This is a genomic window from Pseudochrobactrum algeriensis (genome assembly GCF_018436245.1).
GTDB lineage: Bacteria > Pseudomonadota > Alphaproteobacteria > Rhizobiales > Rhizobiaceae > Pseudochrobactrum > Pseudochrobactrum saccharolyticum.
The window spans coordinates 880,021-904,955 of sequence record NZ_CP075361.1 but is presented as its reverse complement, the minus strand read 5'-3'; the positions used below and the strand labels follow the sequence as shown (position 1 = coordinate 904,955).

At 51.6% G+C, this 24,935-nt stretch carries 19 protein-coding genes and 1 tRNA gene; 4 read left to right on the top strand and 16 right to left on the bottom strand.

Features of this window, described 5'->3' with window-relative positions:
• Positions 1-20: 20 nt before the first annotated feature.
• Together KHQ09_RS06080 and KHQ09_RS06075 are read right to left on the bottom strand one after the other, a co-directional pair.
• A complete protein-coding gene (locus KHQ09_RS06080; protein WP_213597042.1) occupies positions 21-1,175 on the bottom strand; it encodes a GGDEF domain-containing protein in 1,155 nt (384 codons plus the stop codon).
• A 398-nt stretch (positions 1,176-1,573) separates the two neighbouring features.
• Positions 1,574-1,648: transfer RNA gene (locus KHQ09_RS06075), tRNA-Gln, on the bottom strand.
• A gap of 346 nt (positions 1,649-1,994) precedes the next feature.
• Between KHQ09_RS06075 and KHQ09_RS06070 the strand changes: the two genes are divergently transcribed.
• Complete coding sequence (locus KHQ09_RS06070; RefSeq protein WP_420801469.1) at positions 1,995-2,975, top strand: MraY family glycosyltransferase; 981 nt, start codon at positions 1,995-1,997, stop codon at positions 2,973-2,975.
• On the opposite strand, the gene KHQ09_RS06065 is transcribed toward KHQ09_RS06070, so the two are convergent.
• The 8 genes from KHQ09_RS06065 to puuE all read right to left on the bottom strand — a co-directional run bounded on the left by KHQ09_RS06065 (position 2,976) and on the right by puuE (position 12,494).
• On the bottom strand, positions 2,976-4,841 hold the full coding sequence (locus KHQ09_RS06065) for a polysaccharide biosynthesis protein (RefSeq protein ID WP_213597038.1): 1,866 nt from the start codon (positions 4,839-4,841) through the stop codon (positions 2,976-2,978).
• A gap of 414 nt (positions 4,842-5,255) precedes the next feature.
• Positions 5,256-6,077, bottom strand: a complete 822-nt coding sequence (locus KHQ09_RS06060; RefSeq protein ID WP_213597035.1) for a DUF2793 domain-containing protein — start codon at positions 6,075-6,077, stop codon at positions 5,256-5,258.
• An 81-nt stretch (positions 6,078-6,158) separates the two neighbouring features.
• The gene (gene uraH, locus KHQ09_RS06055; protein WP_213597033.1) at positions 6,159-6,515 is read right to left on the bottom strand and encodes a hydroxyisourate hydrolase; all 357 of its coding nucleotides are present in this window, start codon (positions 6,513-6,515) and stop codon (positions 6,159-6,161) included.
• Between the two features lie 27 nt (positions 6,516-6,542).
• Complete coding sequence (gene uraD, locus KHQ09_RS06050) at positions 6,543-7,064, bottom strand: 2-oxo-4-hydroxy-4-carboxy-5-ureidoimidazoline decarboxylase (protein ID WP_213597031.1); 522 nt, start codon at positions 7,062-7,064, stop codon at positions 6,543-6,545.
• A 1-nt stretch (position 7,065) separates the two neighbouring features.
• A complete protein-coding gene (xdhB, locus tag KHQ09_RS06045; protein WP_213597029.1) occupies positions 7,066-9,441 on the bottom strand; it encodes a xanthine dehydrogenase molybdopterin binding subunit in 2,376 nt (791 codons plus the stop codon).
• The gene (gene xdhA / locus KHQ09_RS06040; protein WP_213597022.1) at positions 9,438-10,919 is read right to left on the bottom strand and encodes a xanthine dehydrogenase small subunit; all 1,482 of its coding nucleotides are present in this window, start codon (positions 10,917-10,919) and stop codon (positions 9,438-9,440) included. The genes xdhB and xdhA overlap by 4 nt, the downstream gene beginning before the upstream one ends.
• A 149-nt stretch (positions 10,920-11,068) precedes the next feature.
• A complete protein-coding gene (locus tag KHQ09_RS06035; RefSeq protein ID WP_213597020.1) occupies positions 11,069-11,575 on the bottom strand; it encodes an ureidoglycolate lyase in 507 nt (168 codons plus the stop codon).
• Position 11,576: 1 nt separating this feature from the next.
• Positions 11,577-12,494, bottom strand: a complete 918-nt coding sequence (gene puuE / locus KHQ09_RS06030) for an allantoinase PuuE (RefSeq protein ID WP_213597018.1) — start codon at positions 12,492-12,494, stop codon at positions 11,577-11,579.
• A gap of 186 nt (positions 12,495-12,680) precedes the next feature.
• On the opposite strand from puuE, the gene KHQ09_RS06025 reads away from it, so the two are divergent.
• On the top strand, positions 12,681-13,586 hold the full coding sequence (locus KHQ09_RS06025; RefSeq protein ID WP_213597016.1) for an MBL fold metallo-hydrolase: 906 nt from the start codon (positions 12,681-12,683) through the stop codon (positions 13,584-13,586).
• Between the two features lie 2 nt (positions 13,587-13,588).
• Here the strand turns inward: KHQ09_RS06025 and KHQ09_RS06020 are convergent, their stop codons facing one another.
• A complete protein-coding gene (locus KHQ09_RS06020; protein WP_213597014.1) occupies positions 13,589-14,437 on the bottom strand; it encodes a DUF1499 domain-containing protein in 849 nt (282 codons plus the stop codon).
• A gap of 391 nt (positions 14,438-14,828) precedes the next feature.
• On the opposite strand from KHQ09_RS06020, the gene KHQ09_RS06015 reads away from it, so the two are divergent.
• On the top strand, positions 14,829-15,209 hold the full coding sequence (locus tag KHQ09_RS06015; RefSeq protein WP_213597012.1) for a hypothetical protein: 381 nt from the start codon (positions 14,829-14,831) through the stop codon (positions 15,207-15,209).
• A gap of 22 nt (positions 15,210-15,231) precedes the next feature.
• On the opposite strand, the gene KHQ09_RS06010 is transcribed toward KHQ09_RS06015, so the two are convergent.
• The gene (locus tag KHQ09_RS06010; protein ID WP_338019230.1) at positions 15,232-16,110 is read right to left on the bottom strand and encodes a polysaccharide deacetylase family protein; all 879 of its coding nucleotides are present in this window, start codon (positions 16,108-16,110) and stop codon (positions 15,232-15,234) included.
• 98 nt (positions 16,111-16,208) lie between these two features.
• Positions 16,209-18,875: a pyruvate, phosphate dikinase gene (ppdK, locus tag KHQ09_RS06005; RefSeq protein ID WP_213597008.1), complete on the bottom strand. Its 2,667-nt coding sequence runs from the start codon at positions 18,873-18,875 to the stop codon at positions 16,209-16,211.
• Positions 18,876-19,223: 348 nt separating this feature from the next.
• Between ppdK and KHQ09_RS06000 the strand changes: the two genes are divergently transcribed.
• Positions 19,224-19,571: a VOC family protein gene (locus tag KHQ09_RS06000; RefSeq protein ID WP_213597006.1), complete on the top strand. Its 348-nt coding sequence runs from the start codon at positions 19,224-19,226 to the stop codon at positions 19,569-19,571.
• Between the two features lie 57 nt (positions 19,572-19,628).
• Here KHQ09_RS06000 and KHQ09_RS05995 read toward each other — a convergent pair whose 3' ends face one another.
• From KHQ09_RS05995 to KHQ09_RS05985, 3 genes are all read right to left on the bottom strand, one after another.
• Positions 19,629-20,522 (bottom strand): cation diffusion facilitator family transporter, encoded by an 894-nt coding sequence (locus KHQ09_RS05995; RefSeq protein WP_213597004.1) that lies wholly within the window; start codon positions 20,520-20,522, stop codon positions 19,629-19,631.
• A gap of 124 nt (positions 20,523-20,646) precedes the next feature.
• Positions 20,647-24,111: a chromosome segregation protein SMC gene (smc, locus tag KHQ09_RS05990; protein WP_213597002.1), complete on the bottom strand. Its 3,465-nt coding sequence runs from the start codon at positions 24,109-24,111 to the stop codon at positions 20,647-20,649.
• A 135-nt stretch (positions 24,112-24,246) separates the two neighbouring features.
• A complete protein-coding gene (locus tag KHQ09_RS05985) occupies positions 24,247-24,909 on the bottom strand; it encodes a DsbA family protein (protein WP_116087107.1) in 663 nt (220 codons plus the stop codon).
• Positions 24,910-24,935 lie beyond the last annotated feature (26 nt).

Sequence of the window (24,935 nt, the reverse complement as noted above, 5' to 3'; positions counted from 1 at the left end):
TACAAAGCTTTACCGATGAATCATGTAGCAAATATTTCAACCCGGTTACGACCATTATTTTTAGCTATATACAGGCTGATATCTGCTTTTTTGGTCATATCGGAAAAAGAGGTTACGTCTGCGGCTGCCTGACAGACCCCCGCACTGATTGTCAGACGCACAATGCCGTCACTATGCTCGAATGCATCATTTTCTGCAGTCTTGCGAACACGCTCGGCAAACTCATAGGCTTCATTCATTGTCGTATCAGGGAGAATAACCGCAAATTCCTCGCCGCCTATACGGGCAATAAAATCCTTCTTCCGGAAAATCGTCATCAGGATATTGGCAAAGCGCTGCAAGGCAATATCACCGGCGGCATGGCCAAACTGGTCGTTAATGCGCTTAAAATGATCAATATCCAGCAAAATCAAAGCAAGCGAACCATCCGCAGGATCGCGCTCTGCTAAAGTCAGCTCAAAGGCTCTGCGATTATACAACCCCGTCAGCGGATCAAGCAGAGCCATTTGTTTTAACTCAGAAATCCCCCGTTCATAGGCCATTGATATAGCGAAAGCGCCGCTTGCAACAATATGAATGGACATAACGAGCAAAATGACTGCCAGAAGCCCGTCATTCGGCAATAGTTTCATATTGGCCGGGCTTGTCACCCAGCCCTGTATCACACGGGCAATAAATGCCGCAGCAACAAGACTATAGGCTATAGCCAACCCCCAACGGGACGGCAGAGTCTCACCATTTGGGCGCAGTAATTCGCGGAGAACCAAAATGATTTCAACCAAAAATATGAGATTAACAAAGCCAAAAATAAACCCGTTCGTCAGATAGGAAGAGAACAGATATGGGAGCAGCACAATCAGTATGATTAAGAAATTAATCTCAATATAGTTTTTGCGATAGAAAAAACTGCGTATAGCCTGCCAGCGCAGCGCTATCCCCGTGGCTAATACCACGTTGACGAGAATCAACTGCAGCATCTGCGAGCGGTCAATCACAACAAAGATAATGAAGCCGACGGATAAAACCGCATTTGCTGCAACCCAATATAGCCAATAGGTTCTGTCGCGCTGCTTCAGCCAAATACAAAAAAATGCAATCGCAAACGCTGCCAGAGAAATAGCGTTTACTGTAAATAGTGAATTTGGCTCAATATCTGCCATGTATTGAATGAGCATCGACAATCAAATCCCTCACGTCGATAAACAAAATACTCCCGGAATGCACTGTATCTCTGACTTCTTCCCGTTAAGGAGACGAAGTCAGTATGCGGTTCGGCAAGCCGAACATATTCATAAAGTGTGCAGCCGTTTTAGCAGGCATCACATATTCCATAGCATTACGTAAAAATATTCCGCTATCACTTTTTTATGCAAAAAGCGACATTTTGAATGAAAGATAAAAGAACAAGATTGTTTCAGTGCTGCTTAATATTCTTAAATTCAAACAAAACAAGCAAGCTGAGTTAAATATATCGTGAGAACAATTTAAATTTACTCAGCCTGTTTACTACACATAGCGAGATCAAAAATCACCGGCAGAACAAATTAAACAGTCGGAACATAATGCGAGAAATTGGCTGGGGCGCCTGGATTCGAACCAGGGGATGGCGGTACCAAAAACCGCTGCCTTACCGCTTGGCTACGCCCCAATACAAATCACGGAGAGATTCCGTGGCGGTTGATCCGGCTTATAGCCGCAAGAAATCCATTGTGCAATGCATTGAAATCAGATTTTTACATTTTAAAACAAAGCAAACCCGTCCAACTTCAAAAAAGTGTTTTACGTTTTCAGCTTCGCAAGTTCTCCGCTCTCCAACATGCTGGAAAAGCAGCTCATAAACGCGTAAAGACAACAGTAATTAAGTAAGTTTGACTGCGCTCCGATACAGTTTAAAGGGTTCAGACAATCTGTTTCAGATTAAATTATATCATATTCAACCGCTTGCCGGATTACCTTACACTTCAGGAGACAGCAGCTTGTCAGTTTATTGGTGGATTTTTCCTCTCTGCTTTATTTTCTCCGCGCTCCTGCTCCTGATTTTAAAAGACAAACTTCCTGCGAATTTTCTTGCTGCCGGCTTTAATCCGCGCTCCAACCATTCTATCCCTGCCAGACAAATCGGCGGACTGGCCTGCATTCCGGTTTTCATATGTGCACTAATTATTTTTGGCCTATGGGAAATGATACCGGCACGGATGAGTATCAGCCTTGTCATTGCTGCTTCGTTAGTCTGGGTTACCGGCTATCTGGATGACCGAAAAGAACTGTCTGTACGCGCAAGACTTCCTCTGCAACTTCTGGCCGCAATTCTCGCTGTTTATAGTTTAGGTGCTGATTTCCGGCTTTTGCCCGATCTACTCCCCTATTGGCTTGAGATGCTGCTTTTAAGCATCGCCATCCTTGGAAGTATTAATGTCGCCAATTTTATGGACGGTCTGGATTGGCTGACTGTCACCGGTATTGGAATTCCACTATTACTGCTCGGAATTCTCTCAGCTATATTTCTTCAGGAGCCGGCAATTCCGGCGATTAGTCTGGCGATAAGTGGTGCTCTCGCAGGATTTGCAGTTTTTAACCGCCCGCCAGCCTCAATCTTTCTCGGTGATTCCGGTAGTCTGCCGCTTGGCCTGATTACCGGTGCAGTATTTCTGCTCTTTGCCGGACAAGCAGGTATTATTCCCGCTCTCATCCTGCCGCTTTATTATATTCTCGACGCTGGCAGCACGATTATCCTGCGTCTCCGCAAAGGTGAGAATATATTACAGGCACACTCTTCCCATGCCTATCAGATCGCCAAACGCTCGGGAAAATCCGTTTATTTTGTTACCGGCAGCCTTGCACTGCTCAATCTTATATTGGGAGCTATTACTGCAGCCACGCTGTGGTCAGGCACGTTTATCGGGCAATTATCCGGCCTGATAATCGCCCTAGCGCTAACAGCGCTGCTGATCCTTTATTTTCGCAAAAGGATTTAATTACTGGCGGATATAGTCAAACAACAGCGCTTTAGCACCTTCAGCATCGTTATCATCAAGAAGTTGCTGCATCTGCGGTAGGCGCTGCGGTATTTCTTCAGCTTTTGTGCCACGTTTTTCCGCACAAAGAATTTTTGGGTGACGGGTACGTAATGCTTTATCCGGATCATAAAACAGCTCCTCGTAAAGCTTCTCGCCCTCACGGATACCAGTCACCCGTATTGTGATATCCCCGTCAGGATTTTTAATATCGCGCACAGACAGTCCGGCCATCAGGATCATATTCTCAGCCAGATCTCTGATTTTCACCGGACTCCCCATTTCCAGCAAAGCCGTCTCACCACTTTTTATAACCGCACCGGACTGGATAATCAGTTCTGCAGCCTCGCGGATCGACATGAAGTAACGGGTCATATTTTCATCAGTTAGCGTTACAGGGCCTCCTGCAGCAATCTGCTCACGAAACAGCGGTACAACCGACCCGTTAGACCCCAGAACATTACCAAACCGAACGCTCGAAAATGACTGTGCCGAACCTTTCTGCTGCGCAAGATCTCCATAATGGCGGATAACAAATTCTGCCCATCTTTTGGTTGCACCCATAACATTCGTCGGGCGAACAGCTTTATCGGATGAAATCAAAATAAAACGCTCTATGCCGGTCTTCAGCGCAGCATCGGCAACAGCTTTTGTGCCCATAACATTATTACGGATGCCTTCAAGCGGGTTCACCTCAACCAAAGGTACATGCTTATAGGCAGCACAATGATAGATCGTATCAACCCCGTGAGAGTGAATAACATTCTCCAGCAATTCCTGCTGGGTTACCGAACCCAATACCGGAACAATTTCACAATTCGCGACAGATTTCAGTTTGCGCTCCAGCTGATAAAGCGCAAATTCCCCGACCTCAAACAAAACCAGTTTGCGCGGTTTCCAGTTGACAATCGTGCGACACAATTCGCTGCCGATAGAACCACCGGCGCCTGTCACCATGATTGAGTGCCCCTCAATCATCGACTGCAGCATTGCCTCATCCGGCGGCACCGGCGAACGCCCCAGCAGGTCATCAATTTCAATATTACGCAGCGCACCAACCAGATATTTTCCCCGCGACAGATCTGCAATCGGCGGCAGAATACTGGTACGGATTTTCAGGCGCCCTAAAATACTGGCATAGGCTTTCCGCTCCGTCTCTCCCATCGACGGGTCGGAGATCACGACCTGACAAACACCGTAATTCTTAACCAGATCAGCGATAGATGTCGGTGCATAAACACGGGTTCCAGCGATATCCATACCGAGCAATGACGGATCACGATCAATAAAACCGGCCACGTAAGTATCGCGATGCACACGCAATGCCGCTGCCAACTGCTGCGCAGCCTCACCGGTACCGATAATCAATGCCACTTCCCGTGATACAGGGCCGGTACTGTCCCGCAAAATCCATTTGGCGCCGAAACGGGAAATGGAGACCAGAATAGTAATCACCAGCCAGTAAATCAGCGGAACAGAACGCGGAACACCGGTTCCGCCGGTCATTTCAGTCAAGAATGCAATGGCAACCCATAGCAAAGCCGCGACGGCAGTTGCCTGAAAGATAGACCAGATTGCCTTTTCCGGCAAATAACGGATAACAGAACGATAAAGACCATAGCGGATAAAAACCGGCACAGCGACCAGCGGTGCCGCCAGCATCAGTAATATTTGCTTGGTATTTGGCACAAACAGAAAGCCATAACGCAGAACATAAGCAACATAGACGCCAAGCAACAACAAGGTAATATCCACGCCAAGCGTGATAAGTTGCTTTATAGATCGCGGGAGTGCCGCAATCCGCCTTGAAACATCTGCCGTTTTCATGCGGTTAATCTCTCACCTTATTCTTCAGCAAAATTTGCATCCTACTTCCACAATCATAATCAGGCAAAAGAATAACTTGACAAATTTGTTCAAGTATTAAATTTAAATAAAATAGCTTACTCATACTGACTAACAAAATACTTATATCAAAACCAGCAAATCTATCTCTATTCACAGGAATTGCGAACAAAAGTGCCTATGCGATGGACGCATTAAAAAATTACTGCTTCTCATAGTTTTTTTCAACGTGAACCATAGACCACTGCCTTACCAATCAAGCTTTCTCAGGTTCCGTAAGAGAAATTTATCCGGCATTTATAATTCATCAGATTCTCTGCTGTTGCACGACATATCAATCTAAATCCCCCGATTATTTTGAAAGCCGTGCAACAAATTATCGCAATCTTAACAAGGTCATGGAGTGACAGGCTGATTACCGTCTACCCAAAGCCACTGCTGACCATCACTGAAAGCAAGCTTCCCGCTCTGACCCGTCCTGATAAAAATAACAGCACCTGCACCGCTCTGTGCAGCATCCGGTAAAGCACCACTCTCATAATTTCCGGTGCGAATTGGCCCCTCAACATGCAACGGCGCTGTTGGCCAGACCGAGCCGATAGCTATATTACCGCTAGCACGATCAATCCGCAGTGCCTGTCGCCACTGCCCGCTATCATCTGCAACTTTAATGCTGAAGTTATTTTCACCGGCGATTCCCATTTCAGCATAGCCGGTCCAGCTACTCTGAAATAACAGGGATGCAGTATTCTCACTCAGGTTTTTATTGATTTTCAACTGATGCCCTGCCCCGCTATGGGTCAGCAGAACGGCGTCAGAGGCTACAGCCAAGCGGTTATAGGTATCAGCCTCCGTATTTACTCCAACCATCGGCTGCGGGTTCAGCAGTGCCCGCCATTGACTGCCGTTAAATATGAACAGTGCATTTTCATCAGCAATATGCATGATCCAGCCGCGCAAAGGCACGAAGAAGAACCATTCACCATCCATGAAGGCTGCAAGATTGCCATCCTGCCCGCTCCATAAATCCGCGGCTCCCGCAGGTATCAGATAACGATCACCTTCCTGCGCAGTGACAGGCGCTGAAGAATATTGCCGGCTTAAAACGGACAGATGCAGAAGCGCATCGAGATAACGCAGCGCTTCATTATGTGTGACATGTTTCTGCGCCTGACTGGGCAGAATATAAGGTATTTTCAGATTAGGGGTCGTTTCCATATCTTGCTTTTCCCGTTGTTCATGAACGGGAAAAGTCTACGGAAAGAATAAAGAGCGGGGATAGATTTGCCCGTCGTGCCTTTAGCTGCCACGATAAGTGGAATAAGCCCAAGGGCTGACGAGCAGCGGCACATGATAATTGGCACTCTCATCGGCAATGGAAAACCGGATCGGAATCAGATCGAGAAATGGCGGCTTCGCCTGATCCGCGCCTTGTGATTCAAAATATTCAGCGACATGAAACTGAATTTCATAAGTGCCGATACGTATTTCCGCTTCATTGAGCAGAAGCTCATCAGTGCGGCCATCAAGATTGGTTGCAGTTCGCTTAACCAGTTCCAGCTCACCACTGCCCTTCACCCGATAAAGCTCAAGACGCATTGCGGCAGCCGGTTTGCCATGAGCAGTATCGAGAACATGGGTTGAGAGTTTTGCCATAACCATACCTTTTCTGCTGCATGTAATCTATGATGTGAGCATATCCCCCAGCCGCAGTTCTGCGATACGCGCAATCTGCCGCAGTGCCTCAGAAATTTCCTGCTCCGGTGTATTCTGCAAACGCGTTTCAAAACTGGCGAGGATGGAATGTTTGTCATGTCCTTTACCGTCAAAACCGCGTACGGCGAGAATGAAGGGAAAATCAAAGCGCTGCTTATAAGCATCATTTAAGCTATGAAAGCGCTCATACTCCGCATCATCCAACCGGTCGAGTCCCGCCCCCTTCTGCTCACTTGTAGAAGCATCGGTGAGATGACCTGCACGCGCAGCTTTTCCTGCCAGATCAGGATGCGCACGGATCAGCGCCAGTTGTTTGGTCACACCGGCTTTTTCAACTGCCTGCACCATCGCCTGATGCAGAGCAGAAACAGAAGCAAACGGCCTGCCTCCCGCCACGGCTTCTGCCACCCAAGGAGAATGCTCGAAAACACCGCCCAGCGCAGAGACAAAATCCGTCTCAGGCCGATCATTCAACTCCTGTAAATTCATTTCAAGATTCACTCTGCTTCTGGCGCTGGCGCAGTTTCATGATCGATTTCAGCACAGTTTCCGGTGTGGCCGGTGCATCCAGCTCCGGCGAGACCTGATGATCCGCAATCGAAGCAATGGCATCGCGGATTGCCAGCCAGACGGAAATGCCAAGCATTAACGGCGGTTCGCCAATGGCTTTGGAACGGAATACCGTTTCCTCGCGGTTCGGTGCATTTTCTAATATCCGCACATTGAAGATTTCAGGCACATCGCGCGAGCCCGGAATTTTATAGGTCGAAGGGCCTGCTGTGCGTAACCGTCCCGCCTTATCCCACCAAAGTTCTTCGCAAGTCACCCAACCCATACCCTGCACGAAAGCACCTTCAATCTGGCCGAGATCAATCGCCGGATTAAGCGGAAAGCCGACATCCTGCAAAATATCAGCGCGCAGGCAGCGCGTTTCTCCGGTCAGCGTATCCACGGCCACTTCGGCAACAGCCGCACCATAGGTGAAATAGAAGAACGGGCGGCCGCGCATTGTCTTACCGTCCCAATGGATTTTCGGTGTCGCATAATGGGCAGCTTCCGAAAGCTGCACGCGTTTTGACCATGTCAGTTTGGCAAGCTCGCCAAACGACATGGATTCATTACCTGCATAGACACGATTACCACGGAAGATGATCTCGCTCTCTTCTGTGTTGTAATGCTCTGCAGCAACCTTGGTCATGCGGCTTTTGATTGCCGTTGCCGCTTTAAAGGCTGCCATACCGTTGAGATCAGAACCGGTTGAGGCAGCCGTTGCAGACGTATTCGGCACTTTACCGGTCGCTGTCGCCGAGATGCGCACCAAACCTAAATCAATCTGGAACACTTCAGCCACAACCTGCGCGACTTTGACAAACAGCCCCTGCCCCATCTCCGTGCCGCCATGGTTCAGAAACACCGAACCATCCTGATAGACATGCACCAGAGCACCGGCCTGATTGAGCGCCGTGAGGTTGAAGGAAATGCCAAACTTCACCGGCATCATCGCCAGTCCGCGACGGATCAGCGGATTGGCAGCATTATAAGCATCAATCTCCGCACGCCGTCTTGCCCATTCGCTGCTGTTCAGCAGAGTTTCGGTTACCTGCACCAGCCGGTTATCTTCAACTTTCTGGCCATAGGGCGTTTCATCGCCAGTCTCGTCGCCGTAATAATTGATGGCACGCAGTTGATTGGGATCAAGCTTCAGTTCACGGGCAATAGTATCGACGATTGTTTCAATCGCGATAATGCCCTGCGGTCCGCCAAAGCCGCGAAATGCCGTATTGGAAACAGTATTGGTTTTGCAGGCATGACCGATGAAATGCGCATGTTCAATGAAGTAGGAATTATCTGCATGGGTCAGCGCACGGGCAATCACCGGCCCTGTGAGATCCGGCAGGTTACCGGCGCGGGCGAGAAACTCGATATCCAGCCCTTTGATACGCCCGCGACTGTCTGTTCCTGCTTGCCAATGCACTACAAAATCATGGCGCTTGCCGGTGGCAATCATATCATCGCGACGCTTGAGGCGCATTTTACACGGGCGTCCGGTTTTAGCTGCAACCAGCGCGGCCGCACAGGCAATAATCGTTGCCTGACTTTCCTTGCCACCGAAGCCGCCGCCCATACGCCGCACCTGACATTCCACCGCATGGGCATGAAGACCCAGCACATGAGCCACATGGTGCTGCACTTCGCTCGGATGCTGTGTTGAGGAATGCACCAGCATGTCGCCGTTTTCATGCGGCCAATTTTCACCGGGAATAGCATAGGCAATATGGGTTTCGAGATAGAAATGATCCTGTCCACCCATTGAAAGACGGCCGGAAAACTGATGTTCCGCATTAGCAATGGCGGTTTTGGCATCGCCCTGTTGCACCACCTGTTGCGGGATCACATAGCTCTTTTGCCGGTGCGCTTCTTCCACATCCAGCACCGGTGGCAATTCTTCAATATCCAGCTTCACCAGCTTTGCGGCTTTATATGCAGCTTCAAAACTGGTAGCGGCAAGTACCGCGATAGCGCGTCCCTGATGGTCGAGCAGTTCTTCCGCAAACAACGGTTCACCCGGCAATCCCGGTGAAACATCATTAATGCCCGGAATATCATGCACATCCCATATACCAATAACACCGGCCTGCGCCAGAGCTTCACTGGCATCCATACTTTTCAGCCTGCCATGCGCTACCGGCGACAAAATAAAAGCCGCATGAAGCGTGTCCGGTAATTCCGGCATGTCATCAATATAAGTCGCGGCACCCGCCACATGACGGCTGGCGGAATCATGCACAACACCATGTCCGACAATACTGCGCTCGACTTTGTTAGCACCTTCCGGCGTTGGAAAAGGCTGATTAAGTGCGATCATAGTGCCATCACCTCCACCACTTCACCGGCCAGATCATGGCGCAGACGCTCCACCAGATTTTGCGCCACCATCAGACGATATTCAGCACTGCCGCGCCAATCACTTAATGGACTAAGCTCTGTAGCAATAGCCTGTGCACAGGCTGCGACCGCAACTCCGTCCAGCGTCTTGCCGGTCAGCGCCTGTTCCGCACTTTTCACCCGTTTTGGTATTGCTGCCATACCGCCAAAAGCGATACGGGCATCTGTTATAATCCCGTTTTCCCGCGTCACACGGAATGCACCGCAAACGGTAGAAATATCCTGATCGTAGCGTTTGGAGATTTTATAAACGCGGTAATCCTGCCCCGCAGTCAGCTTCGGGAGCGTGATTGAGGCAATCACCTCGCCCTCACGCAATTCCGTCTTGCGGTAATCGAGAAAGAAATTTTCCAGCGGCAGCGTGCGACTACCTTCCATCCCTGCCAATTCAATCTCAGCGCCAAGCCCGATCAGCGCTGGCGGCCCGTCCCCGATCGGGCTGGCAGTACCAATATTGCCACCAATCGTGCCCTGATTGCGAATTTGCACTGAACCGAAGCGACGCAGCAATATAGTGAGTGACGGATAATGATTGCCGATAGCTTTCAGCACCTCCGCCCATGTCACCGCAGCGCCAAACCGGAAAGATGCCTCATCCTCACGGATATCGCGCAATTCACGCACATGCGCTGTCGAGATAACCTCATTCCAGTCGCTGTGATAATCGGCCAGCGCAACGCCGAGATCAGTGCCACCGGCCAGCAGCAAGCTCTGTGGATATTGCGCACGTAATTTCAGCAGTTCTTTCAGTGTCTGCGGCTGATGATAGGTTGAGCCGCCATGGCTGAAACCTGTTTGCGGACGGATATCCTGCAAGGAACCGGAAAACGGCTGTGCTACCGGTGCGCCACCTTCCGCAATCACTTTGCGAGCAGCTTCAACAATCGGGCGATAACCGGTGCAGCGACAGAGATTGCCTGCAAGCGTATCATGGATCAGCTGATCGTCGGCTTTGGCACCGGTACTTGCGCAATCCGCAGCCAGTCCGCTCAGCGACATCACAATACCGGGTGTACAAAAACCGCATTGCGATGAACCGTTTTCAGCCATTGCTGCCTGCACGGGATGAAGTTGTGAAGTTTTCAACCCCTCAACCGTGACCAATGCCTGACCGTCCAGCTGTCCCATTGTCAGGATACAGCTGTTAACAGCGCGGTAGCGAAATGCTCCGTCGGTATTGTTCGATTGTGGTTCACCCGCCGCAGTGTCAGCCTGCGCAATTGCGTCTTTATCTGTGCCGATTAAAACGGAGCACGCCCCGCAATCCCCCTCAGCACAGCCCTCCTTCGTTCCCTTGAGCCGCGCCTCCCCGCGCAGCCATTCCAGAACCGTTGTATCTGGCCGGATCTGAACATCCTGCCGGTGACCATTCAGAAAGAAACGGATCATCTGTGTCATAAGACCAGATTGTTACGCCTCTGAATACTCGTCAAGATGTGGCGTGACAAATGCGGCAAATTAGCTTTGTGTTGCGTTTTAAAGCGACATTTCTGAACTGTATCATGCCGCTTTTAAACTATGTGAATTCGGAGCATCTGACCGGATGGTCAAATCTCCCTGTCAGAAATCGTGAAATTTTGCTCCAGGAAGTAATATTCTTCCAGATTATTGCCCGCACCGCCACGATCCACCACCAAAAAATCTGAAGTCTTATCCAGTGCCAGCAGCGGATGATGCCAGGCATTGCGGTGATAATTCACCCCCTGATTGCCCCGCGCCAGAAAAGCCACAGGCTGATGCGGGACACCATTATTATCTTCAGCCACCACCACCAGATAATCGCGTCCGTTCAGCGGCATAAAGGCTTGCGAACCCAGCGGATGGCGTTCAACCATCTTAATGGTCAGCGGCAGCTCCCAAGGCTTGCTGCGGAAGATGTTCATCAAAACATGAGCATCCTCACCGATAACATCGGCTTTCGCCAGCGCATGGTGGCGTTCGGTAATGTCCCAGTTGATGAGCTTAACTTCACCCAAGCCGGTTTCGATAATATCCCCGAAAGGTGCGAAATTTTCCGGCGTCAAAGCTCGTACCGGTAAATTAATCAGCTCCATTTTACTGCCCTGCCGGTTTGTGGTTTTCATGCCAATGACGGGCAATATCAATACGCTTGGCGACCCAGACTTTGTCATGCGTCTGCACATAATCCAGAAAACGCTCCAGCGCCGCCGCACGACCCGGACGGCCGACAAGGCGACAATGCAGACCGACAGACATCATCTTCGGCGCGCCTTCCCCGCCTTCGCGGTAAAGCACATCAAAAGTGTCTTTCAGATAGTTGAAAAACTGATCACCGGCATTAAAGCCTTGCGGCGTGGCAAAGCGCATATCATTGGTATCGAGCGTATAAGGCACGATCAGATGCGGCCCTTTTGGCCCTTCGATCCAGTAAGGCAGTTCATCGGCATAGGAATCGGCGGAATAGACAAAACCGCCCTCTTCCATCACCAGCTGCAGCGTATTGTCAGAAGGTTTGCCCTGATAAATCCCGTAAGGGCGCTCGCCGGTCAGTTCTGTATGCAGACGCACGGCTTCCTGAATGTGGCGGCGTTCTTCTTCTTCCGTGAAGTCTTTATATTCCAGCCAGCGCAGACCATGACTGGCGATTTCCCATCCTGCTTCTTTCATCGCCGCAACGGCTTCCGGATTACGTTCCATGGCTTTGGTCACACCATAGACAGTCACATCCATATTGCGTTTGGTGAACATGCGCCACAACCGCCAGAAACCGGCACGGGCACCATATTCGTAGATCGATTCCATATTCTGGTTACGCTGCTTCGGCCAGCTTTGCGCGCCGACAATCTCGGACAGCAGGCATTCAGAACCGGCATCCCCATCGAGAATGCAGCTCTCGCCGCCCTCTTCATAATTGACCACGAATTGCACGGCGATCTGCGCGCCGTTCGGCCAGCGCGGATCCGGCGTATGACGGCCATATCCGATAAATTCACGTTCACCACATTTTTGCATGTTCTGCTCCCCAATTCTGTCCGCTCAAAATGATAAAACATCGGGCACTTTGTCAATGTCAAATTGTCGACAATTTTAACAATAATTGTCGATTATAATATATGGAGTGGATAAACGGGACAAGTCACTGAAAAGCCTTTATAGACACCCTGTTATTATTGTGATGCCTGCCGGAAAGTCTCTTTGATGTCTCTGAAATTTGATACGCAATTTGATCCGGCCTATGGTGAAGCGGTGCAGATTGCGCCGGATATTCTGCGCGTAACCGTCAATAATGCCAGTGCTTTTACCGGTTACGGCACCAACAGCTATATTATCGGCAAAGCCCAGCTCGGTATTATCGATCCGGGGCCTGAAGATGAAGCGCATTTCGAAACCTTGCTGCGCATCATTGCGGGCAGACCGGTCAGCCATATTTTTGTCAGCCACACCCATCGCGATCATTCGCCGCTTACTGCCAGACTGAAAAGTGAAACCGGTGCAATCGTTATTGCACAAGGCTCGCATCAATCCGCCCGTCCGTTATTTGACGGTGAGAGTAATGCGCTGGATGCCAGTGTAGACACAGATTTTACGCCGGATATTTGCGCCAAGGATGGAGAGATTTTCACCAATCCTGACTGGGCATTAGAGGTGATCCATACTCCCGGTCATATGGCCAACCATGCCTGTTTCGCACTCAATGATCGCGGCATCTTATTTTCCGCCGATCATGTCATGGCGTGGGCGACCACCATTGTCGCGCCGCCGGACGGCTCGATGCGCGCCTATATGCAGTCTCTTGAAAAACTGCTCAAACGCAAAGACAGTCTCTATCTGCCGGGGCATGGCGCACCGATTGCCAAACCCCATCGTTTTTTACGCGGACTTCGTGCTCACCGAAAAATGCGTGAACGGGCCGTGTTTGAGCGGGTAATGCAGGGCGATGAAACCATCGCGCAGATGGTCGCTGCGATTTATCGTGATACTGATCCGCGTCTGCATGGCGCTGCAGGGCTTTCGGTTTTCGCCCATCTGGAAGATCTGGTCTCACGCGGATTAGTCAAAACGGACGGCGACCCGATGCCCGACAGTCTCTACCGGCCTGCCTGAGTTTACTCCTCCGGCGCATCAGGCACGGCATTGCGCATTTCCAGATCAAGCGCATTAAAAAACGTACCGATCAGACCGGCATTGAACCCCATATCATAGCGCCCGTAACGTGAGACGGAGCGCATATCGACCGTGGTTTGCTCGGCCTCATCTCTGAGCCGCACGACCACATCGCTGTGCAAACCCAGAATGAAGGTTTTGGCAGTTGCCTCGACACTCACATCCATGTCTTCACCGGCAGTACCGGAAGTAGCAGTTACAGCAAAGCCCTGCTCTTTCAGCACTTTAAGCACAGCTTTTAAGACGTGATCCTGTGCACTGTCATATTGCCTGCCACTCACTTCCGGATAGGCAGAGATTTGCTGCAACATATCCGGCACCGCATCGGTGCCCAGACTATTTTGCACAGTCAGATCACCCAGCCCCAGTTTTTGAAGCAGCTGCACGCGGAAATCAGGCTTATAATCCTGCAATAAATCCTGCTCATTGCTCATCACAGTATTGAACTGCACGGAGTTTTCGAGATCGGTGGAAACATCATGAATACGCGGTGTGCCGCTGATCTGCCCCAGCACAAGTGCAGGCGGGATCAATGTGACCAGAGCGATAAAGCAGGCACGCATGGCACGCCGCCCTCCGGCATCGCCGCTGCGCCATAAATTATAAAAAGATTTTGCTGAGAGCAACAAAGCCAGAAGAGCGAAAAACACGGCAAGTGTCACAATAAACACCAGATCCGGCTGTTGAATCAAACCGAAACGATGTGCTGTAACCGCAGCAATGAGCAATCCCAGACCGGCTAAAGCGCAAGCCGGTGCATATTTCGCCGATCGCGAGGAACGACGTCTCACTTTGCGCCGGATGTAATAATTTTCAAGCATCACTTGCCGCACTGCCGGTTAGAGAGCGGTTCCGGTAAACACGGAATTGTAAAACCACTCTGTCTCTTTGTTTTACGCATCGAGGCGGGTAAAGAAATCAGTCCCGCGAAGGTGCTTCGCACAATATTCAGGCTCTGCCGAGCATAAACAATACGCGATCCGCATCGCTGCCCGCAAGAACTGTTCATTTCGTCAGATAGCAAAAGAGGTAAAGATCTGTGATTAACGATAGATAAAAGAGAAATATTTTTATTTATCATGATATTATAACAAATCACTAAAATGAGATTGCATCAAATTCACAAACTGCCACAATCAGTTTGCGGATAAGAAGAATTATACAGCCGGAGACGCTCCCCCTATGAGGCAAACGCCCTCCTCCACCAACGAAAACCTGATAGCCGCGTCTGAGGAGAACGCGTCTTTAGAAGCAGTTGAAGTTGAATTTGCCCTCGGTGCTCAGGATGTTCTGACCGATGGCTTTGATCTGTCCTTGGCTAAAGCTGCTGAAATTGTCGGCGGTGAAGTCCTGTTTAATATGCCTGCGCTGGACACTACCAATGCACAACGTATCGGCGCCATTCTTGTGCCGTCCGCCGTGCAGGATCAGGTGGTTTTCGTCACTTTGCTGAATGACGGGATTACTCTGTCCCACGCACCGCTCTCAGGCAATAATGTGCTGTTTGAAAGCCTCGGACGCAATTACGCTGCCGTTATGGGCAAGCTAAAGAACAACCTCTGAAATCATTCAAAGACTTGATATGTCATTGCGAGGAGACCGGAACAGGCTCTGCCGATGCCGGTTTTGTCTTTATTTTAGAATGGGTTTTATTCTCTTTCTGCGAAACAGATTCATTCGGCGGCGCAGTTTCACTCACCACATTCGGCGCTGCGCGTGCAGGCATATCCCTCAGCAGTCTAAACTGCACGCCTTTCTTCTTCAGCGCCAGAATACCCTCAGCCACACCGGCACCGGAGACACGCTTCGGCTGATTGATATGTGAAATAATCACATCGCCGTCTTTGGCATAGGATATACGTTTGGCAACCGTTGCCGCAGGCAGGGATGCGCCGCGATCACCATTGAGCGAGTAACCGGCAACCTTATAACCCATCCCCTCGATCTGGCGCACGGCATCCGTTGAATAACGCGCTGTCGCATCACGGTACCATTGCGGCTGCTTGCCGAAGATTTCCGTAATCTTATCCGCACCGCCTTTGACCTCTGCTTCAATTGCAGCAGGTGTACCGGCTGTCGGAATACCATACATGGTTTTCAGCACGGTGATTGCAGGCACATGCTCTGCCCCGTGATTTTCAATCGCGAACAAATCCGGATGCGCTTTCAGAACTTCAATTGCCGCCTGATTACGGCGCAGCCAGCGCGCAGTCACAAACAAGGTCGCCGGAATTTTCTCCCGCACCAGAACGTCGAGAATACGATGGTCGATGTCACCTGAGCATGCATCCAGCGTGAGTGCGACCTGTATCGGATTTGATTTTCCGGCAAGATTTAGCTGCGGCTCGATAATCAAATGACGCTGCGAAATTTTGGACGAGAGTAAGGCTTCATCCGCTGCAAACGCAGCAGTTGCACCAATGCTCAGGCTCAAGCTTAGCAATAAGGATTTAATGACAGACATCTCGCACCGGCTCATGATTCAGTGATGAACTTATAGCACCATAAACTACAAATGCGCCGGATGAAGCATCCGGCGCATCGTCTTGATTATTTACAAAATTACTTCGCTGCTGCAATTGCTGCTTGTGCTGCTGCCAGACGGGCAATCGGTACACGGAACGGCGAACAGGACACATAATCCAAACCGGTCTTTTCATAAAAACCGATTGAGGCCGGATCACCGCCATGTTCACCGCAAACGCCAAGCTTGATATTGCTGCGCTGTTTACGGCCACGTTCCGATGCAATCTGCACCAGCTCGCCAACGCCATCGAAATCAACGGTCACAAACGGATCCTGTTCGATAATGCCCAGCGCCTGATATTGCGTGAGGAAGGATGAAGCATCATCACGCGATACGCCAAAAGTGGTCTGTGTCAGGTCATTGGTACCGAAGGAGAAGAATTCAGCTGTCTCAGCCAGCTCCCCTGCACGCAAGGCAGCACGCGGCAGTTCGATCATGGTGCCAACCATGTAATCAACCTGCACGCCGCTCTCAGCAATGATCTGCGCAGCGACTTTATCAATGCGCGCTTTCACAAAATCCAGTTCAGCTTTGATCCCGACCAGCGGCACCATAATCTCCGGAATAACCGCTTCGCCGGTATCTTTAGCAGCAGCAATCGCCGCTTCAATAATCGCACGGGTCTGCATTTCAGCAATTTCCGGATAGGAGATCGCAAGGCGGCAACCACGATGGCCAAGCATCGGGTTAAACTCGTGCAGACTTTCCGCACGCTCGGTCAGCTTGTCGACATCCACGCCCATAACATTGGCGACTTCGGCGATTTCTTCAGCCGTCTTTGGCAGGAATTCATGCAATGGCGGATCGAGCAGACGGATGGTGACCGGCAGCCCCTGCATGATTTCAAACAGCTCGGTGAAATCATCACGCTGCATCGGCAGGAGTTTATCCAGCGCAACACGACGGCCTTTTTCGTCCGATGCCAAAATCATCTCACGCATAGCGAGAATACGCGGGCCCTCGAAGAACATATGCTCGGTACGGCACAAGCCGATCCCTTCCGCACCGAAGGATCGCGCTGCACGGGCATCCGCCGGTGTTTCCGCATTGGTGCGCACTTTCATGCGGCGGGCTTCATCTGCCCAAACCATCAGCTTGCCGAAATCGCCGGAGAGTTCCGGCTGTTGCATTGCCACAGTGCCTTTCAGCACCTGTCCGCTGCCGCCGTCAATGGTGATGATATCGCCTTTTTTGAAGGTGCCGCCGGCTGTCAGCATGGTGCCGTTGCGGTAATCAATGCGCAATGTGCCTGCACCGGAAACGCAAGGCTTGCCCATACCACGCGCAACCACGGCCGCATGGCTGGTCATGCCGCCGCGCGATGTCAGAATACCTTCCGCTGCATGCATACCGTGAATATCTTCAGGGCTGGTTTCAATACGCACCAGAATGGCTTTGCGACCTTCCGCTTTCAGTTGCTCCGCATCTTCCGAAGAGAACACGATCTCACCGGTTGCCGCGCCCGGAGAGGCTGGCAGGCCGATACCGATGACATGGCGTTCGGCTCTCGGATCAATGGTCGGATGCAGCAACTGATCCAGCGATGCCGGATCGATACGGTTGACGGCTTCTTCTTTACCGATCAGCCCTTCTTCAACCATTTCCACGGCCATTTTCAGCGCGGCTTTAGCCGTGCGCTTACCCGAACGGGTCTGCAGCATCCAGAGCTTGCCGCGTTCAATGGTGAATTCCAGATCCTGCATATCGCGGTAATGCTGTTCCAGACGATCAGCAATTTTCAGGAATTCAGCAAAAGCTTCCGGCATGATTTTCTCAAGCGACGGACGCTCGGAACCGGCTTCAATGCGGGCTTCCTCGGTAATATTCTGCGGGGTGCGGATACCGGCCACCACATCTTCGCCCTGCGCATTGACGAGGAATTCGCCATAAAGCTTGCGCTCGCCGGTGGAAGGGTTACGGGTAAAGGCAACGCCGGTTGCCGATGTGTCGCCCATATTGCCGAACACCATGGCCTGCACATTAACGGCAGTACCCCAGTTTTCCGGAATATTATGCAGACGGCGATAGGTGATCGCGCGGGCATTCATCCATGAGGAGAACACAGCGGAAATAGCACCCCAAAGCTGCGCTTCAGGGTCTTGCGGGAAAGGCTCACCAAGCTCTTCCTCAACCTTGGCTTTGTACTGGTCAATCACACCGCGCCAGTCGTCTGCAGTCAGATCGGTATCAACATCCAGATCAAGATTGGCTTTGGCATCGTCGAGAATTTCTTCAAAGAAAGAATGGTCAACGCCCAGCACCACATCCGAATACATCTGGATGAAACGGCGGTAGCTGTCATAGGCAAAGCGCTCATCATTGGCCTCGGCTGCGATTGCTGCAACCGTATCATCATTGAGGCCGAGATTGAGCACCGTATCCATCATGCCCGGCATGGATGCACGGGAACCGGAGCGCACGGAAACCAGCAGCGGGCGGGTTACATCGCCCAGACGGCGGCCAGTCAGCGCAGCAATATTCTCCAGCGCAGCTTTGACCTGATCTTTCAGGATTTCAGGATAAGTCCGGTCATGGTCGTAATAATAGGTGCAGACATCGGTGGTAATGGTAAAGCCCGGAGGCACCGGCAGTCCGAGGCTGCTCATTTCAGCAAGGTTTGCACCTTTACCGCCCAGAAGATTACGATCACTTGCAGCACCATCGGCTTTGCCGTCACCGAAGTGATATACCCACTTAACCATTCCCGTCCTCCTGTTATGTCCGGCTCAGGCTGAATGTAAGTCATGATAACCGATACCGGATACACGCTTCCTGCTTAAGCGATAGCACTGCTGCGGGCTACTGAAAAATACAGAAAAACGGTAACAAAGCGCAACGCAGCGCCTGTATATTTGTTTAAATCGATTTTGCGGAATTCGTTTCCGGTTTATTGTCTGAACAGATGAATAATTTGCGGCAGCACGAAAAGTGTTTTCATCTGCATTTCTGCAACTTAACGGAATCAGCTGAGAGTTTGATTCCGAAACATCAAAACAACGCGGAATCTGCTATTAAAAAACGTCATTCTCAACCTTGTTTCGGGGATCATCATGCGTAAAACCGGAAAACTCGACTATATCGAAATGCCTGCCGGCCAGAGCGGTCTGAAGGATGTCAAAGCCTTTTACGCCGATGCCTTCGGCTGGAGCTTCACCGATTACGGCCCCGATTATGCTGCCCATTCTGAAGGATTGGACGGCGGCTTTTATCAGGGCGATGAGGCGAAAAACGCCAAGCCGCTGCCGGTGCTCTATTCCGAAAATCTGGAACAGACCCTGATTGATGTTGAAAAAGCAGGCGGCAAAATCGTCAAACCGGTTTTCAGTTTCCCCGGCGGCCGCCGCTTCCATTTCACCGATCCGTCCGGTAATGAACTGGCCGTGTGGAGCGAGAATTAAACCGGCATTCATAGATATGAATAACAGCTGCGGCGCTTAAATGAGCGCCGTAGCGGATTAGTGAATATCTTCCTCACGGGCGCAGTTTTCCGCTTCCATCTGCAAAGTTGTATGATGCAGATCATATTGCTGCTGCAACACCTGCTCGACTGCACGGCGCACGACTTCACCACTTGCCTCAGGTTTCAGTACGATATGCGCCGTCAGGGAATGCTGGCTTTTGGTCAGCGACCAGACATGCAGATCATGGATTTCATCAACACCGGATACATCCAGCACAGACTGTTCCAGCTTGCGCAAATCCAGCCCGACCGGCACGCCTTCCAGCAGAATATTGATACATTCCTTGAGCAGCACCCATGTGCGCGGAAAAACCATAAAGCCGATACCCACGGCAATAACCGAGTCCACCCACTGCCAGCCTGTCAGATAGATAATCACCGCGCCGACAATGACACCGACGGAGCCGAGCATATCCGCCCAGACTTCAAGATAAGCGCCTTTAACATTCAGGCTTTCGTCTTTTTTGCCGCTTAAAAGCTGCATGGAAATGAAGTTCACGATCAGACCTAGAACGGCGACAATCATCATGCCAACAGACTGCACTTCTGCAGGCTGGAACAGACGCTCATAGGCTTCATAGAGAATATAAAATGCGACGAGCAGCAACAGAACGGCATTGATTGCTGCCGCCAGAATTTCAAAGCGGGAATAACCATAGGTGCGGAAAATATCCGCTGCACGGCGCCCCAGATAAATGGCAATCAGAGCAAGTGCCAGAGCGAAAGTATCCGTCGCCATATGCATGGCATCAGACAGCAGCGCCAGACTGCCGGTAACATAACTGCCGATGATTTCGGCAATCATGAAACTGCCTGTCAGCCCTAAAGCCAGCCAAAGCCTCGAAACCGGTGTTGTGCTTACATCCGCATGATTGTGATCGCCGCTCATCGTCTGCCTTTCAGCTTTGCATGTCAGTCTGCAACTCAGATAAAACACACCTGAAAATCATTCTTAACTTTGCATCGGACAAAAGAATACGGAGTGATTTAACAGGCTCAGCAAGACTATAATTTTACACTGCTTCACGCATGGCAGCAGCGGTTTGCAGATCAACAGAAACCAGCTGGCTCACACCCTGCTCGGCCATGGTTACACCAAACAGACGATCCATGCGTGCCATGGTAATCGGATTATGGGTAATGATAACAAAACGCGTCTTTGTGGACGCGGCCATCTCATCCATCAGATTGCAATAGCGCTCCACATTGTGGTCGTCGAGCGGGGCATCCACCTCGTCCAGCACGCAGATCGGTGCCGGATTGGTGAGAAACACTGCAAAGATCAGCGCCATTGCCGTCAGCGCCTGCTCACCGCCGGAAAGCAATGTCATGGTCTGCGGCTTCTTACCCGGAGGACGGGCGAGAATTTCCAGACCGGCATCCAGCGGGTCTTCCGATTCAATCAGTTGCAGCTCCGCCGTACCGCCGCCAAACAGGTGCGTGAACAGACGCTGGAACTGCTCATTGACCACATCAAATGCCGCCAGAAGGCGCTCACGGCCTTCTTTGTTCAGGCTTTGAATCGCCTGACGCAGTTTCTTGATCGCCTCGATAACGTCTTCACGCTCATTGATGATCGCGTCCTGTCGTTCGGACAATTCGCGCTGTTCTTCTTCGGCACGCAAATTCACTGCACCGAGACGTTCGCGCTCAATCTTCAACCGGTCCAGCTGACGGTCTGTATGATCCATATCCGGCAGCGGATCACCGGCATTGAGACCTGTATGGCGGAATGCTTCATGCGGCGCACAATTCAGCACCTCAGCGATACGCGCTTCTGTATCTTTGCGGCGATCTTCTGCTGCTGCCAGACGCTCTTCGGCACGGGCACGCACTTCCCGCGAGGAAGCCAGTTCCTGAATAGCCAGCGTTGCGCGCTTATCCAGTTTGGCCTGCTCGGTTTCGGCAATGCTCAGGCGGTCAGAGGTTTCTTTGCGCTGCGCATCGGCATCCGTCACAGCGCTTTGCAGCTCGCGGCGGCGCTCTTCAATATCCGCCGGCGCTTCCGCCAGATCTTCCGCTTCATCACTGGTTTCCGCTTTGCGTTCAGTCAGCGCAGCAATTTGTCGGCGGGCATTTTCCGCCCGCGATTGCCAGCTTTTGCGCTCATGCCCGATCATTTCCAAACGGCGCAGACGGTTTTCCGCATCACGGCGCAGATTATCATGCGCGGCGCGGGCTTCTGTCATAGCGGCACGGTCAGCCATGACCTGTGTTGTCAGAGTTGTAAGCTGTAAATTCAATGCGGCCAGATCCGGCAGATCATCAAGCCTGATCTGTGCTTCTTCCAGCTGAATGGTGTTTTCTTCCAGACTGTCGCTGAGACGGGTTTTCGCCTCATCCAGTGCCGCACGTTTGCTGGATAATTGTCCGGCGGCACGCTCGGCCTCCGCCAATGCATCGCGTGCCTGCGCCAGTTCACGCTGCGCAGAGCGCCAATGATCGCGCAGGCTGCGCTCACGCTCAACCGCCTCGCGCAAAGCCGTTTCGGCCTGACGTAAGGCCGTTTCAGCCTGTGCCACGCGATTGCGCGCAGTAACAGCCGAAGCTTCAAGCTCAGCCAAACGGTTCTTCTGTGCCAGCCGTTGCGCGGCGGCAGTCGGTGCATCGGAACGTGCTGTAAAACCATCCCAGCGCCAGAGGCTGCCCTCGCGGCTCACCAGCCGCTGACCGCTCTGCAGCTGTGCTTGCAGGCTTGCACCTTCACTGTCATCCACCAGACCAATCTGGGACAGACGTGCCTGCAATGCCGCAGGCGCATCTACCACCGTGCTTAGCGGTACTGCACCCTGCGGCAGGGAGCCAAAATCATGTGCCTTCTGACTATCAATATCTGTCCAGAAAACCGGCGCCTGCGGATTAACCGGCGCTTCGAGATCATCCCCCAAAGCTGCACCAAGCGCGGTTTCATACCCCTTTTTCACCTGCATCTGCTCAACAACAGCGATATAGGTAGAGGATTGACCGCTATTGAGAATACTGGCCAGAGTGCGGGCTTCGGTTTCAATCCGGTTCAGTTCTTCACGCGCATGCGCCAATGGCTGGCGGCGGCCGGTTTCTGCTTCCCGCGCCTGCTCTACCAGTTCCTCACAAGCCAGAGCCTGCTCTTCCGCAGCCTGCACGGCTTCTTCAGCCAGTGCTACTCTGGCGGCTTTTTCCTCTGTACCGGCGAGTAATTTCAGCTGATTTTCGAGCGCAGCAATATCCTGCTCAACTGTGCGCAACTGCGCGGAAAGCTTCTCGCTGCGCTCGACAATATCGCGAACCAATCGTTCAGACTGCGTGCGCTCTGCCGCTGCTTCTGCTCTTGCAGAAGTGATCTGCGCTAGTTCAGACTCATGAGCCTGTAGTTGTTCCTGTGCAGTGGCCAGCAGTTCTTCTGCTTCAATCGCACGATCGCCGGAAGCCTCATTCTGCTCACGCAAATCCTGCTCTTCATCGTCCAGACGCTCAAGCACAGCCGCATGTTCCTGCAACATCTGCTCTTCGCGGGCGATGTCAGAACTCAGTTGCTCAAGACGTTTTAACAGCTCAGACCGGCGCTGTGTCAGGCGCGTCGCTTCTTCATCCAGTTGCGAAACCGCAATCGTCAGACGCTGTAAGGCTGCAGATGCGGATGCCTGCTGATTACGCAGTTCCGGCAAATGCTGAGCGGCAATGGCCTGTTCTTTGGCAGCAATCATCTGCGCCTGTGCCATAGCACCAACTTGCGATGTAGCGGTTGCCAAAGCACTCTGCGCCTCGCCTTCATGTTGCTTGGCCTGCGACCAGCGCAAATGCAACAGGATCGCTTCCGCCGCACGGATATCTGCGGACAATGCGCGGAAACGGTTAGCCTGACGCGACTGACGTTTCAGGCTTTCAATCTGGGTGCCAAGCTCTCCAACCACATCTTCCAGACGCTCAAGATTGGTTTCAGCCGCACGCAAACGCAATTCAGCTTCATGGCGGCGGGAATGCAGACCGGAAATACCGGCAGCTTCTTCCAGCAATGCACGACGTGCCTGCGGTTTGGCCTGAATAAGCTCACCGATACGCCCCTGACCGACCATAGACGGTGAACGCGCACCGGTAGACTGATCGGCAAACAATAGCTGCACATCTTTGGCACGGACTTCCTTGCCATTGATGCGATAGACAGAACCGGATTCACGCTCGATACGGCGCGAGACCTGCAACTCATCCACGTCATTATAGGAAGGCGGTGCAGAGCGGTCGCTATTATCGAGAAAGAGGGTGACTTCAGCACTGTTGCGTGCAGGACGTGTGCCGGAGCCGGAGAAAACAACATCGTCCATGCCGGAGGCGCGCATATTTTTATAGGAGTTTTCCCCCATAACCCAACGCAGCGCTTCAACGAGATTAGACTTACCACAGCCATTCGGCCCGACGACACCGGTCAACCCGCCTTCAATGACGAATTCCATCGGCTCGACGAAAGATTTAAATCCGAGAAGGCGCAGTTTGGTAAAACGCATCAGCCAACGCTCCGTGCAACCGGACGCGGCAAAAACAAATCAATGAAGAGCGGAATAAAATCAGACACTATTTTTTTAAAATATGAAAATGCAGCGGGCGCAAAAAAGCCCCCGCTGCATGAATATGCATCAGGTTCAGAGCATAGAGTCGATAACTGCCGACATCTGTTCAACCGAAAGAGCTCCGGAATATTTCTGACCATTGATAAAGAATGTAGGCGTTGCATTCACACCGAACTCAGCGCCACGTTCACGAACAGCATTCACATCATCGAGAAGCTGCTGGTTCGTCAAGCAGGCATTGAATGTCTCCTGTGTAAAACCGGCCAGTTTGGAGATTTGCAGCAATGCAGCCTGTGCATCGTCGGCCGCAGCCCACTGCATCTGCTGTTTAAACAGCACATCCACCATCGGGAAATAACGGTCATCCGGTGCACAGCGTGCCAGCATGAAGGCGGCAGTTGCGCGCGGATCAAACGGGAATTCGCGGAAAATCAGACGGGCTTTGCCGGTCTTGATGTATTTTTCTTCAATTGCAGGAAGTGTATTCACAGCAAAAGTCGCACAATGCGAACATGTCATCGAAGCATATTCAACGATTGTTACCGGTGCATCAGCCTGCCCCAGCACTTTATCTTCAAGTGAGCCTTTTTCGAGCAGTTTTTTCATATCGACAGAGCCGTCAGACTTCGGAACATCTGTTTGTGCCAGAGCACTGCCGGCGGCAGATACGGACAATGCCGCAGTTGCAAGAGCTGCAGTTCCAAGAAGCTGTCTGCGGTTCAGTTGAGACATCATACGAATCACCCGTTCATTCACGTTGC

Coding starts and splice junctions, on each gene's coding strand:
- ppdK (WP_213597008.1), bottom strand. CDS start 18,875: ATGGTTAAGTGGGTATATCACTTCGGTGACGGCAAAGCCGATGGTGCT.
- puuE (WP_213597018.1), bottom strand. CDS start 12,494: ATGCAAAAATGTGGTGAACGTGAATTTATCGGATATGGCCGTCATACG.
- KHQ09_RS05995 (WP_213597004.1), bottom strand. CDS start 20,522: ATGAGCGGCGATCACAATCATGCGGATGTAAGCACAACACCGGTTTCG.
- KHQ09_RS06010 (WP_338019230.1), bottom strand. CDS start 16,110: ATGTCTGTCATTAAATCCTTATTGCTAAGCTTGAGCCTGAGCATTGGT.
- KHQ09_RS06015 (WP_213597012.1), top strand. CDS start 14,829: ATGAGGCAAACGCCCTCCTCCACCAACGAAAACCTGATAGCCGCGTCT.
- smc (WP_213597002.1), bottom strand. CDS start 24,111: ATGCGTTTTACCAAACTGCGCCTTCTCGGATTTAAATCTTTCGTCGAG.
- KHQ09_RS06080 (WP_213597042.1), bottom strand. CDS start 1,175: ATGCTCATTCAATACATGGCAGATATTGAGCCAAATTCACTATTTACA.
- uraD (WP_213597031.1), bottom strand. CDS start 7,064: ATGAATTTACAGGAGTTGAATGATCGGCCTGAGACGGATTTTGTCTCT.
- xdhA (WP_213597022.1), bottom strand. CDS start 10,919: ATGACACAGATGATCCGTTTCTTTCTGAATGGTCACCGGCAGGATGTT.
- KHQ09_RS06035 (WP_213597020.1), bottom strand. CDS start 11,575: ATGGAGCTGATTAATTTACCGGTACGAGCTTTGACGCCGGAAAATTTC.
- KHQ09_RS06065 (WP_213597038.1), bottom strand. CDS start 4,841: ATGAAAACGGCAGATGTTTCAAGGCGGATTGCGGCACTCCCGCGATCT.
- KHQ09_RS06000 (WP_213597006.1), top strand. CDS start 19,224: ATGCGTAAAACCGGAAAACTCGACTATATCGAAATGCCTGCCGGCCAG.
- KHQ09_RS06060 (WP_213597035.1), bottom strand. CDS start 6,077: ATGGAAACGACCCCTAATCTGAAAATACCTTATATTCTGCCCAGTCAG.
- xdhB (WP_213597029.1), bottom strand. CDS start 9,441: ATGATCGCACTTAATCAGCCTTTTCCAACGCCGGAAGGTGCTAACAAA.
- uraH (WP_213597033.1), bottom strand. CDS start 6,515: ATGGCAAAACTCTCAACCCATGTTCTCGATACTGCTCATGGCAAACCG.
- KHQ09_RS05985 (WP_116087107.1), bottom strand. CDS start 24,909: ATGATGTCTCAACTGAACCGCAGACAGCTTCTTGGAACTGCAGCTCTT.
- KHQ09_RS06025 (WP_213597016.1), top strand. CDS start 12,681: ATGTCTCTGAAATTTGATACGCAATTTGATCCGGCCTATGGTGAAGCG.